The organism is Pseudoalteromonas sp. TAP-3C (assembly GCF_059888565.1).
In genome coordinates this window covers 3141082-3152808 of sequence record NZ_CM187618.1, presented here as the reverse complement: position 1 = coordinate 3152808, position 11727 = coordinate 3141082, and the positions used below count along the sequence as shown (strand labels likewise).

The 11727-nt window shown below is 40.7% G+C and carries 11 protein-coding genes; 3 read left to right on the top strand and 8 right to left on the bottom strand.

From position 1 onward, the window contains the following. Positions 1-13: 13 nt before the first annotated feature. The 3 genes from AC6H44_RS14815 to AC6H44_RS14805 form a co-directional block, all read right to left on the bottom strand. Positions 14-673 (bottom strand): ubiquinone biosynthesis accessory factor UbiJ, encoded by a 660-nt coding sequence (locus AC6H44_RS14815; RefSeq protein ID WP_500736433.1) that lies wholly within the window; start codon positions 671-673, stop codon positions 14-16. Between the two features lie 12 nt (positions 674-685). Further along, a complete protein-coding gene (gene ubiE, locus AC6H44_RS14810; RefSeq protein ID WP_500736431.1) occupies positions 686-1441 on the bottom strand; it encodes a bifunctional demethylmenaquinone methyltransferase/2-methoxy-6-polyprenyl-1,4-benzoquinol methylase UbiE in 756 nt (251 codons plus the stop codon). A gap of 107 nt (positions 1442-1548) precedes the next feature. Beyond that, on the bottom strand, positions 1549-2508 hold the full coding sequence (locus AC6H44_RS14805; RefSeq protein ID WP_500738442.1) for a diguanylate cyclase domain-containing protein: 960 nt from the start codon (positions 2506-2508) through the stop codon (positions 1549-1551). Between the two features lie 344 nt (positions 2509-2852). Here AC6H44_RS14805 and AC6H44_RS14800 point away from each other — a divergent pair, with 344 nt between their 5' ends. Together AC6H44_RS14800 and AC6H44_RS14795 are read left to right on the top strand one after the other, a co-directional pair. Beyond that, the gene (locus AC6H44_RS14800; protein WP_500736429.1) at positions 2853-4631 is read left to right on the top strand and encodes a DUF885 domain-containing protein; all 1779 of its coding nucleotides are present in this window, start codon (positions 2853-2855) and stop codon (positions 4629-4631) included. 77 nt (positions 4632-4708) lie between these two features. After that, a complete protein-coding gene (locus AC6H44_RS14795) occupies positions 4709-6190 on the top strand; it encodes an FMN-binding glutamate synthase family protein (protein ID WP_500736427.1) in 1482 nt (493 codons plus the stop codon). A gap of 42 nt (positions 6191-6232) precedes the next feature. Here AC6H44_RS14795 and mtnK read toward each other — a convergent pair whose 3' ends face one another. Further along, on the bottom strand, positions 6233-7450 hold the full coding sequence (gene mtnK / locus AC6H44_RS14790; RefSeq protein ID WP_500736426.1) for an S-methyl-5-thioribose kinase: 1218 nt from the start codon (positions 7448-7450) through the stop codon (positions 6233-6235). Positions 7451-7582: 132 nt separating this feature from the next. Here mtnK and mtnA point away from each other — a divergent pair, with 132 nt between their 5' ends. Then, a complete protein-coding gene (mtnA, locus tag AC6H44_RS14785) occupies positions 7583-8611 on the top strand; it encodes an S-methyl-5-thioribose-1-phosphate isomerase (protein WP_500736425.1) in 1029 nt (342 codons plus the stop codon). On the opposite strand, the gene AC6H44_RS14780 is transcribed toward mtnA, so the two are convergent. The 4 genes from AC6H44_RS14780 to AC6H44_RS14765 all read right to left on the bottom strand — a co-directional run bounded on the left by AC6H44_RS14780 (position 8608) and on the right by AC6H44_RS14765 (position 11650). Continuing rightward, positions 8608-9672, bottom strand: coding sequence for a RelA/SpoT domain-containing protein (locus AC6H44_RS14780; RefSeq protein ID WP_500736424.1), 1065 nt, complete (start codon positions 9670-9672; stop codon positions 8608-8610). The two genes, mtnA and AC6H44_RS14780, sit on opposite strands and share 4 nt — an antisense overlap. 138 nt (positions 9673-9810) lie before the next feature. Then, entirely contained in the window at positions 9811-10353 is a 543-nt protein-coding gene (locus tag AC6H44_RS14775) for a 1,2-dihydroxy-3-keto-5-methylthiopentene dioxygenase (protein WP_500736423.1), read from the bottom strand. Beyond that, positions 10350-11036, bottom strand: a complete 687-nt coding sequence (gene mtnC, locus AC6H44_RS14770) for an acireductone synthase (protein ID WP_500736422.1) — start codon at positions 11034-11036, stop codon at positions 10350-10352. Before mtnC ends, AC6H44_RS14775 begins: the two co-directional genes overlap by 4 nt. Next, the gene (locus tag AC6H44_RS14765; RefSeq protein WP_500736421.1) at positions 11033-11650 is read right to left on the bottom strand and encodes a methylthioribulose 1-phosphate dehydratase; all 618 of its coding nucleotides are present in this window, start codon (positions 11648-11650) and stop codon (positions 11033-11035) included. Before AC6H44_RS14765 ends, mtnC begins: the two co-directional genes overlap by 4 nt. Between the last annotated feature and the right edge of the window lie 77 nt (positions 11651-11727).

The window sequence follows — 11727 nt, the reverse complement described above, 5'->3', positions numbered from 1 at the left end:
GATCCTTAGCTCGTTAAAGGGCTTTAATTAGGGCGTTAATACGTTGTTCAATGGCGGCGACTTGGCTTTTTAGGGCTCTATTTTGTTGTTTAAATTGCTCAAGTTCTAATGGGTGAATGGTGATTGCTAATTCGTCTTGGCAAGCACTAATAAAGGCGCTGTCGAGTTGAGATTTCGCTTTCTTGCCTTGCTGCTTGAGTGATTGTAAGTGTAGGTAAAGCTGCTGTGCTGGGGCATCGCCTATATGCTTTGCTAATTGTTCAGGCCAATCAATATCTAAGCTTGAAAATGCGCCGCTGTAGTGTTGAGCTATGTTTAAATCCCCTTGCAAATCTAGCTTATCTTGACGGATAAGTTGGGTTAGCATGGCTGGGTTTTTAAGCGCTAATAACGTATTTATATCAGCACTGATCATACAATCAGCGTCGGCGCCCTCTAATGCGGTGTACAGATGGAGTTGCTGATTGGCATAGGTAATAGTTATTTTTTGCTGCCAGTCTCTAATTTCAATTAAAAGGCGCTGATTTTCTACCGTTTTTAGTTTATCGATTAAGCGCGGGTCTAATTTAAGCGTTTTGTTTAATACTTGCTCAATTAGCGACAGCACTAAGCTCGGTAACATAAAAAAATTGCTTGCAGTCGATTGTTTTTTACTGTGTTCTTCAAGCGACATAAATTACCAGCCTTAGTATTTAAAACCACGATGAAGTGCAACAATGCCACCGGTTAGGTTTTGATAACTGGTTTGTTCAAACCCTGCTTCGATCATCATTGCTTTGAGTGTTTCTTGATCGGGGTGCATGCGAATTGATTCAGCTAAGTACTGATAGGATTCACTGTCGTTAGCAACCAACTTACCCATAGTAGGTAAAATATTGAACGAGTAAAAGTCATACGCTTTGCTTAGCAATTCTTGCTCTGGTTTTGAAAACTCAAGAATTAATAAGCGCCCGCCAGGTTTTAAAATACGGTACATAGAGCGCAGCGCTTTGTTTTGGTCGGTTACATTACGCAGACCAAAGGCAATTGTTATTAAATCAAAGCTATTATCTGGAAAAGGCAGTGCTTCAGCGTTCATTTGTACGTAATCAATGTTGCTTACTAAGCCTAAATTATGAAGTTTTTCGCGACCTACTTTTAGCATTGAAGAGTTTATATCACCTAAAACCACTTGACCGGTGTCGCCAACAAGCTGGCTAAACTTTGCAGTTAAGTCGCCCGTACCACCGGCTAAGTCTAATACATGATGGCCTTTTCGGATGCCAGAGCTGGCTATAGTTTGACGTTTCCATAAACGGTGAATACCAAAAGACATGAGATCATTCATTACGTCATACTTTGTCGCAACAGAATGAAATACATCGGCAACCATAGACGCTTTTTCGGTTTCTGCAACAGTTTTGTAGCCAAAATGCGTGGTCTTTTCAGGGTTCTCGTTCATGATTAATCTCTATCGTGATAATAAAGACTAGTGTACTTGATTGTACACCAAAGGTGCAATTTGAATATGATTTATCAGTTAATTTTATTGTGTGATCGGCGAACAGTTTACTGAGATGTGGGTGATTTAAAAGCCACGTTTGAGGCACGTTTAACAAGCTGGTTAAAGTCGCCTTGTTGCTGTTCAATAATCCCTAATGATAGCGAGATTTGGGGGAGTTTTAAATCGTTTTTTGAGCTTATAAAGCGCAGTTTCTCAACGCCACTTGTTACTTTCTCTGCTATAAGTTTGGCTGTTTCAGGCTCTATATCTGCCAGTAAGACAATAAACTGATTTTTTGCCGAGCGCCCAGCTAGGCCACTTTGAGAAACATACTTTTGCACCTGTTTGGCCACTTTGTTTAAGATTACCTCACCAATCACGTCGCCAAAGTTTATAATAAAATGCTCTAAATTATTAATTTGAATAGAAATAGCTGAAATGGATTTATCTTGTTTTAACCATAATTGTGTTTGTTTAGTTAAATAGTGGCGTTTGTATAAGCCGGTTTGCGGATCAATAATGTGTTGTTTGCGTAAGGTGTTAAGCTGTTTTTTAGTTGCCTCATGTAATTTTTTTGCCTGACTTAGTTGTAGCTTAAATTGTGTTTGTTGCGTTAGTAATAGCTGAGTTTGTTCATTAAGTCTTTGTAAAGCAAAACGGCTGTTGGCAATATTATTTTCATCGAGAGCGTGCATACAGTCATTAACATGACCGGCAAACTCGTTTAGCTTTTTTTCTGTTTGTTGTGCGTTTCGAGACAGTGAATTGATCACCCCATTGACGTTTTCAATCATGGCTACTTCGGTTTTATGCCCCTGATTTAAATATTCAAAATAGAGCTGTTCAACAAATAACTCATCAATATTTTGATGGGCATCTATCGCATCATCAATGGCATTATTAAGCGCAAAATGGATTTTACTAATGTAGGTATATACAACTTGAAAGTTCAATGGGGTAGGAGGCAAAACATGATGCTCTAAAAACATACATACTTTTGTCATTTTTTCTTGTGCTATAGCCATGGAATCATGGAACATCATTTGCAATTACCAACCAAATACGCATTAAATGCTGATTTATAAAACTCATCCGATGAGGCAATGTGCTTCCAGGCACGGATACAATAATCTTTATATCTGTGATTTAAAAGTAAAAACGAGTCTTAGTTGGTTAAAATGGCACTATTAATGGTGTGACCGTTGTTTTTCTGAGCAGTTAACTAATTTAGCTTATTGCTAAGTATCAGTTTAGGTTGATTAAATGACTTACGAGCGTATATTTTGAGCCGTTGGTCGTATATCTATTTGCTATTTATCTAGCCTAAGATAAGTTTATGCTATCTGTCACATCATTAAGCTCGATACCTATGAATTTATCTTTTTCAAAAAAAATGCGTCTTTCTTTATTAAGTGTCACGTTAATGTGCTCGTTAAGCGCTTGTCAGCTCACAGCGATTAACGCGGATCAGCAATTTACCCAAGCAGCTAAAAATATCGTACAACATCGTCAAGATATTAACCCTTACAGTAACCCAGAGGGCGTTGATGGCTATTTATTACCTAATTTATCGGCTGAGTTTTTAGCGCAGCAATATAAAAACAACACGCAGTTACTCGCTGATTTAGATGCAATAGATATAAGTAAGCTCAGTGACGAAAACCAAATTAACCACAGCATTATCCGAGCGCAAGTGCAAAATAGTGTTGATGAGTATGTGTTTAATGCGCATTACATGCCTTTAACGTCAGAATATGGGTTTCATTCAAGCTTATCGTTTATTGTTAATAGCGTTGACTATAAAACCGCACAAGATTATCAAAATTATCTAAAGCGATTACAGCAAGTGCCGCGTTTTTTTGAGCAAAATATTGGCTGGATGCGCAAAGGGTTAGAGGTTGGTTTAACTCAACCCAAAGGGGTATTAATTGGCTATCAAGACTCGATTACTGCTTACATTGTTGATGACGTCACTGAATCTGAGTTTTATAAGCCATTTTTAAACAATACGGCAGGTTTAAGTGATAGTGAATTTACAGCGTTACAGCAACAAGCTAAAGCAGTTATTAGCAGCCAAGTTATTAATGCCTACAAAAATTACTTAACGTTTTTTAATACCGAATACTTACCAGGCGCTCGCAGTGATATTGGTATTTCATCAACCCCAAATGGTGAAGCATTTTATGCAAATCGTGCTAAGTATTACACTACGACGCAAATGACTCCAAAAGAAATACACGCGCTGGGTTTAGCGGAGGTGGCGCGTATTCGTAGTGAAATGGAAGCAGTTATTAAAGAGGTGGGTTTTAAAGGCACATTTGCAGAATTTATCCACTTTTTACGTACCGATCCGCAGTTTTACGCCACAACGCCTGAGCAATTATTAAAAGAGGCCGCGTACATTGCCAAAAAAATGGATGCGCAATTACCTAAATTGTTTCATACCTTACCGCGTAAACCTTATGGCGTAGCGCCGGTGCCTGCCAATATTGCGCCTAAATATACTACTGGACGCTATTCAGGTTCGAGCCGTGACGACCAAGCTGGTTTTTATTGGGTGAATACTTACGCGTTAGATAAACGACCACTCTATGCTTTAGAAGCATTAACTTTGCACGAAGCTGTGCCAGGTCATCATTTACAAATATCACTCAATGCCGAACTTGAAAGCTTACCTAGCTATCGCCGTGATGCTTATTTATCCGCGTTTGGTGAAGGCTGGGGACTCTATTCAGAGTACCTAGGTGTTGAAGCCGGTTTTTATCAAGACCCATACAGCAACTTTGGGCGTTTAACTTACGAAATGTGGCGTGCTGCGCGCTTAGTGGTTGATACGGGAATGCATATGTATGGCTGGAGTCGTGAGCGGGCAATGAACTTTATGGCCGATAATACGGCTTTGTCGCTGCATAATGTAAAAACAGAAACCGACCGTTATATTTCGTGGCCTGCACAAGCGCTGTCTTACAAAATCGGTGAGTTAACAATTAAGCGCCTGCGCGCAGAGGCCGAGCAGGCTCTTGGTCAGCAGTTTGATATACGTGAGTTTCATCATCAAATATTGCGTCATGGTTCCGTCCCTCTATCGGTGCTTGAGCAGCAAATACGTTTGTATATACAAGCAGAGTTAGCAAAAATAAATAGCTAATAAGGTATTATTTTGAAACTATAAAAGTGTGGTGTTAGTTAATGACACCACACTTTTTTAGCATCTAGGGGTCAGTAATGAGTAATTTTATAATGTTTAGTATCGATGTATTCGCCAGTTTATTTATTGTTACGCTGGGATTACTGGTTGTATTAATTGCAATTTTGTATGTTCGAGATATTACTCAAACAAAGCATGCAATTAGGCGTAATTACCCAGTGATTGGACGTTTTCGCTACTTTTTTGAGCGCCAAGGTGAGTTTTTTAGGCAGTATTTTTTTGCCCTTGACCGTGAAGAAATGCCCTTTAATCGCGCCGAGCGTAGCTGGGTATATCGGGCTGCTAAAGATGTTGATCATACGGCCGCTTTTGGTTCAACCCAAAGCTTAGAAACGACAGGCACAGTAATGTTTATGAACTGTGCATTCCCTACCTTAGATGAAGAAGCCTTAGCACCGAGTAATGTGACGCTTGGGCCTTATTGTAAATTTCCTTACACTACTAATTCGCTATTTAATATATCGGGAATGAGTTTTGGTGCACTATCTAGCCCTGCAGTGCGAGCGCTCTCGAAAGGCGCAAAACTAGCGGGTTGTTGGATGAACACCGGTGAAGGCGGGTTAAGCCCTTATCATTTAGAGGGCGGTGCCGATTTGGTTTTTCAAATTGGCACGGCCAAATATGGTGTGCGCGACCAACACGGTAACTTAAGCACCGAAAAGTTAAAAGCCGTTGCCGCGCATCCATCAGTTAAAATGTTTGAGCTGAAAATGAGCCAAGGTGCCAAGCCAGGTAAAGGCGGTATGTTGCCAGGGCGAAAAGTGAATGCTGAAATCGCTAAAATAAGAGGTATACCCGAGGGACAAGATTCAATTAGTCCTAATGGGCACCCTGAAATAAAAAATCCAAACGACATTTTAGATATGCTCACCACCGTTAGAAGTACAACAGGTAAACCCACCGGCTTTAAAGCGGTGATTGGTGAACATACGTGGTTAGAAAGTTTGTTTGCAGAGATAAATCATCGGGGTATTGAGTCTGCACCCGATTTTATTACTATAGATAGTGCGGATGGCGGTACCGGCGCAGCACCACAATCTTTATTAGATTCGGTGGGGTTACCGCTTAAAGAAAGCCTTCCTTTAGTTATACAGTTATTAAAAAAGCATGGCCTAAGAGAGCGAATTAAAATTATTGTTTCGGGCAAATTAATTGTGCCTTCCAAAGTAGCATGGGCTTTAGCATTGGGGGCGGATTTTGTGGTGTCTGCACGCGGGCATATGTTTGCATTAGGGTGTATTCAGGCGATGCAATGTAATAAAGATACCTGCCCAACCGGCATCACTACTCATAACGAGCGTTTACAGCGTGGTTTAAATGTTGAGGATAAAGCGCAGCGAGTCGCGAACTATAATAAATATATTCATTACGGTACGGGGCTGATTGCACACTCGTGTGGTGTCACCAGTGCCCGAGAGTTAAAGCGTAAACATGTGCGTATAGTGCAAGCAAGTGGCCTTTCTGAGCCGCTTGATAAAATGTACGAGCATTATCAGTGACTTAAAGCCACTAGGTAATAGAATCTAGAATTTGATATAAACTTAATTTAGTTGGCTTATCAATAAAGAGAAAAACTCCTCTTTGCTATTGCAGGTATGGGCGTTGAGTACTAGCTGTTCACCTAGTGCTAAAGTGTGGCGTTGTACGTCTAAACGCGCTTGTGCATCTGCAATACCATCGATGTCAGCAACGTGTGCTAAGCCGATGGTACGGCGAATAAGCTCGGTGCCGCAGTAGCCAATCGCATCTTGCAATACTTGTTGCATAAAGTACTCGCCATAACCGGCGGCTTTTAAATTGTTATCTGTGGTTTGCTCTGCAATTAATGTTAGCCACTGTTGCTCAAATAAAGTGTAACTCTCTTGTAAGCACGTTAATAAGTGGCTGTGGAAGTTACGACGGCTTACAAACTCACTAATACGGGTATTTTGCGCACAGTAGTTTAATAATAAATTGCCGATAAATGAGCCGATATCAAAGCCAACTGGGCCAAAAAAGCCAAATTCAGGGTCGATCATCTTAGTGGTGTTTTGATCCACAAAAATACTGCCGCTATGCATATCACCATGTAGCAATGTTTGTGGGCACGATAAAAATTTAGCTTTAAGTTTTGCGAACGCCAAATGGAGTGCGGCATTATTTTGTAATTTATTGACCGTACTTTGCAGTTCACTTGGGTAGTTATTACGCTCATGTTCACGCAGAATATCGTTAAAAAATAAGTCTTCAGTAATTTGGCACAATTCAGGATTAGTGAATTGGCTGATCTTGGCTTTTTTATCTTGCGCGGTTAGGTAAAAGTCTGAGTTATAAAAACCGGTGTGGCTTAAGTAGTGAGCCACATGTTGACCTAATAGCGGAAATTGCGCTGCGTTTATTTGTGCGCTACGCAAAATTTGTAAGTGACCGAGGTCTTCTAAAATAGTCAGTGCTTGCTCTGGATTGTGGTGCAGTACTTTTGCCGTGTAGTCAGGACTTAATGCGCCATGGTTGAGTAAGACTTCAGCTTCAATGCGTGCTCGGTCAAGCGTTAATGGCCATGATTCACCCACACAGCGAGCATAAGGCAAGGCTTGCTTTAAAATAACGCTATTATTTTGCTCGTCGCTTATTCTAAATACGAGATTTAAATTACCGTCACCAAACTCATACGCCGTTAACATTTGGTCAGGATCAAACAAATCATAGCCATCTTTAGTTACAAGATTTTTAATATAATCAATTGCATGCTGCGCATTAAAAGCAACGTATTCGGCCATCGGTGTACTCTCAAAAGATGATAAAAAATAGCATTCTATACCTTTAACCGTTTAGATGTCTATGCTTCTTGGTTGTGCGTTTTAAAAACTACTGTAAAATAACCTCAGCCTAACGATTATTCAGGATCAATCATGCAAGACCTTATTGCGAGTAGTTTAAAATATCAAAACAATACACTCAGCGTATTAGATCAATACTTATTGCCGCATCAGCAGCTATGGCATGTGTGTGATGATGTAGCCACTATGAGGGATTTAATTCTAAGCTTAAAAATACGCGGCGCACCGCTGATTGGCTTAGGAGCAAGTTTGCTAGTAGCCCATTTGGCAGAGCAAGGCACAGCGCAAGCTACATTAGCCAAGGCAATTGATCAGCTTGAAGCCACTCGACCAACCGCAGTTAATTTAATGCATTGCATGGCAAAGTTACGTATTGCGTTACAACAAGATGATTATGTAACGGCAATCGTAAGCGCCGCCGTAACCTTGTTTAATGAAGATATCGCCTTATGTGAAAGCATGGCAAACCATGGCGCTGCATTGGTTAACAGCGGTGATAATATTCTTACTCATTGCAATACCGGGGCGTTGGCAACCGCAGGGATTGGTACCGCTCTGGGGGTTATTTATAAAGCGCAGCAACAACATGGTGATATTCATGTATGGGTTGATGAAACCCGGCCGTTACTGCAAGGCGGGCGTTTAACTGCGTTTGAACTTGAGCGCTGGCAAGTGCCTTACACCTTGATTTGCGATAATACGGCTGCGAGTTTAATGGCTGCTGGCAAGGTTGATAAAATTTTTGTCGGTGCTGATCGTATTGCCGCCAATGGTGATTTTGCTAATAAAGTGGGCACTTATAATTTAGCGGTGTTGGCACATTTTCATAACATCCCATTTTATGTCGTCGCGCCATTAACTACTTTAGATGTAAATACAGCATGTGGCGCAGACATTGAAATAGAACAGCGTAATAGCGCAGAGGTGCGTGGCGTTAGCGGCAGTTTTGGTGAAGCGCTGTGGGCACCGACAAATGCGAATGTATATAATCCCGCATTTGATGTAACCCCCGCAAAACTAATTACTGGATGGGTGTTAGATACAGGTGTTTATAATCAACAACAAGTGTTAGCTGGTAAACTGAAAGATTTTAACAGTTAACCGAGTAATATACGGCTAAATTCTGAAAGAAACTCAGAAGTGTCATTAAGGTAGTTGGGATAGGCTTTTTCGATAGATTTTAAGTCATTTCCCGCTACTAATAATACGTTGTTGTGAGTTTGTCGCTCTTGCTCTGCATAGTGCGTTAATGCTTCTTGTTTCTTACTGGCTGCGTACAAAAAGACCCGACCCATTTGAGTTTCGGTATTGTGAACAAGTAAAGCAAAACCGGTATCTTTTGATTTATTTTTAATCTCGTCAACTTGAAACGCACGGTTAAACGCATCGAGTTTATGAAATGCTGCGAGCTTTTTATTTAAAGCCGCTAATTCATCAATAAAGCTTTGTGATTGTTCAGCACTTAATTGATTTGAGCCATCTTTAACGGCAAGAAATTCACCCATGATAAAAAATAATCGCTGCCAATCTGAATCGGCGGCTTGTGGGTTGGTTTTCAGTGTTTCTTTTTCAATAATGTCGACGATTTCGACTGTAGTTGCCCATAAATGCTGGAGTCGAGTACGTAATTGAACTTCTATTTGAAAGCCTTTGTAATCGTGAGACTCTAAACTGTTATAGCTTTTATAGACACGATGAATGCCCCTATAGCCAGTGGCTTTAGGATGTTCAATATAATCATATGACTTAACGCTATGGACTGTGCGACTTGAATCTAAACTCGTATTGAGCTTATACAGGCTGTCTAAATTGTCTAAAATAACTCTGCAACCACCTATGTCGTGCATGCGTTTAAGGTTGATTGCATTTTCACTTTTGCCGTCTAATGACTCACGTTGCAGCTTATCAATAATTGTCGGCAAGCGTTTTAAGCGACGTACAATTGTAGCAGAATCAAGCAGGTTGAGTTTTTTTACGTGTTTCCATACTAAATTTTTGATGATGGTCAGCGGGTATAAATGAGCCGCGCGATAGTTTTGAATGACTTCGGTAGCAAATTCAAAATCGCCTTCTTGTTTACGAAAAATACGGCCAGCTTTTTCAACTTGCTTACGAGAATATGCAAGTTGTTGTTTGGACTTTTGATATTGTTCGTTGACCATTTCACGTTCACTTAATTGAGTAAAACTAACACTGAAAATATACTACAGAGTTAAGTTGTTTAAGTCATCTTTGATATGAGGTTAGCCACATACACCCAGGCATTTATACCGCTGCTAAATTCCTTTATTAATAGGTGTTTAGTCAAGCAAAGGAAATTGCTTGGCAATCTCAGACTCAGTGCTTTGGGCTACCCAACCTTCGGTGTTATTGAATAAACGAATGGCAGTAAACTCAGGATCGCTGCCCATATCAAACCAATGCGGGGTTAGCTCCGGTACTGAAATTAAATCACCCTGCTGGCATAGTACTTGGTAAACCTTGTCGTTAATGTGCAGGCAAAATAGCCCTTGGCCTTTCACAAAAAAGCGTACTTCGTCTTCGCTGTGGGTGTGTTCAAATAAAAACTTAGCACGAAGCTCCGTGGCTGATGGATTACCTTTTGCTAATGAAATTACATCAACCGTTTGATAACCACCTTGCTGCTTCAAGCGCTCAATATCCTTGCTGTAGGCATCAATAATATCTTTATGGCTGGTATCGGGGTTAATAGCAGCGCTTGCTTGCCACTGTTCAAAACGAACATTTACTTTATTAAGTTCGGTGGCAATTTGTGCCGCATCTTGGGTATCTAATAAGACGTTGCTGGCGTTACAATCAGCAAAAATAGTCAGTTGGCTCATGCTAAATGCCCCGCAGTAAATTGACTAAAATCGTTAATATAGTTATGTGCGGGAGAGCTTGCTTGACCATCGCGAATTAAGTGCAAGGTGTTTAAACCTGCTGCTTTAGCGGCGTCCAATTCAGCGGCTACATCACTTAAAAATAATACTTCATTAGCGGCAAAAGGTAACTGCGCAATGATGTTCTTATAAGCGATGATTTCTTGCTTAGCGCCCACGTTAGTATCAAAGTAATCTGTAAATAAGGAGCGAATATCACCAAAGTCAGAGTAGTTAAAAATTAAATGCTGGGCTTTTACTGATCCTGATGAATACACATATAGTTGCTGGCCGGCTTGTTGCTGCGCGACTAAGAACTGGTAGGCATCTGGGTATAAATGGCCGGTAAAATCACCATTTTCATAGCCAGTTTGCCAAATTAGACCTTGTAACTGTTTTAATGGGGGGATTTTTTTATCGTCACGGATCCACTCAAGTAAAGTGTCAATTACCACATCAATACTGGCATCTGGCTGTTCAATTATCGCTTTTACGGCATTAATTTGCTCTGCTACCGCACTTTGTGTTTGCTGCGTTTTTACAAACTCAGCAAGTTGTTTCGCGGCATACGGAAACAGCACCTCTTTAACAAACGAAATGCGAGTAATGGTGCCTTCAATATCGGTTAGCAGTGCTTTGATCATGATTCTAATCCTACTAATTTTAAGCGTTCTAATTCACATGCAAATAAGAATTCAAGGCCTTCTAATTGACGGCGTACTTCACCAATAGTACGACCCACTACATACAAACCGTGGCCGCGAATAAGCACACCGTGCTCAATAGGGGTGTGCAAGTGGTGATCGCTCACTAATAGGCTGAGGCGGTCAATGTCTTGGTCGTTATCAAAAATTGGCATGCTTAAGGTATCTAAATGCGACGTTATGCCAGTTAATGACTTTTGCATTTCGTAACCGTGTAAATCTAGACTATGGCCTTTAATGATTCGAGATAATACCGTTGCGGCGACAGAATGAGTGTGTAAAACATAATTAGCGCAAGGAATGAGTTTATACATGCTTAAATGCAATTCAGTTTCAGCCGATGGTTTGGCGGCGCTAGCACTGCGATTACCTGCATGATCCAGTTCAATAAAGGTATGCGACCCTAATTGTCCTTTGTCAAAACCGCTGGCAGTCACTACAAAGCCAGTATTGGTTCGTGCTGAAAAGTTACCACCTGTGGCAGGTACCCAACCACGTTGACTGATCGATTTTCCTGCTTCTATAAGTTCTGAAATAGCGGTATTGTTATGCATACATTCCTCTAGCTAATTTAGACGGCTATACTTCTGTTAACAGCAATGATAGCATCGCTTAGGGCGCAAAACCATCA

Excerpts from the sequence above, each read along its gene's own strand:
- AC6H44_RS14815 (WP_500736433.1), bottom strand. The coding sequence starts at position 673 with ATGTCGCTTGAAGAACACAGTAAAAAACAATCGACTGCAAGCAATTTT.
- ubiE (WP_500736431.1), bottom strand. The coding sequence starts at position 1,441 with ATGAACGAGAACCCTGAAAAGACCACGCATTTTGGCTACAAAACTGTT.
- AC6H44_RS14805 (WP_500738442.1), bottom strand. The coding sequence starts at position 2,508 with ATGGCTATAGCACAAGAAAAAATGACAAAAGTATGTATGTTTTTAGAG.
- AC6H44_RS14800 (WP_500736429.1), top strand. The coding sequence starts at position 2,853 with ATGAATTTATCTTTTTCAAAAAAAATGCGTCTTTCTTTATTAAGTGTC.
- AC6H44_RS14795 (WP_500736427.1), top strand. The coding sequence starts at position 4,709 with ATGAGTAATTTTATAATGTTTAGTATCGATGTATTCGCCAGTTTATTT.
- mtnK (WP_500736426.1), bottom strand. The coding sequence starts at position 7,450 with ATGGCCGAATACGTTGCTTTTAATGCGCAGCATGCAATTGATTATATT.
- mtnA (WP_500736425.1), top strand. The coding sequence starts at position 7,583 with ATGCAAGACCTTATTGCGAGTAGTTTAAAATATCAAAACAATACACTC.
- AC6H44_RS14780 (WP_500736424.1), bottom strand. The coding sequence starts at position 9,672 with ATGGTCAACGAACAATATCAAAAGTCCAAACAACAACTTGCATATTCT.
- AC6H44_RS14775 (WP_500736423.1), bottom strand. The coding sequence starts at position 10,353 with ATGAGCCAACTGACTATTTTTGCTGATTGTAACGCCAGCAACGTCTTA.
- mtnC (WP_500736422.1), bottom strand. The coding sequence starts at position 11,036 with ATGATCAAAGCACTGCTAACCGATATTGAAGGCACCATTACTCGCATT.
- AC6H44_RS14765 (WP_500736421.1), bottom strand. The coding sequence starts at position 11,650 with ATGCATAACAATACCGCTATTTCAGAACTTATAGAAGCAGGAAAATCG.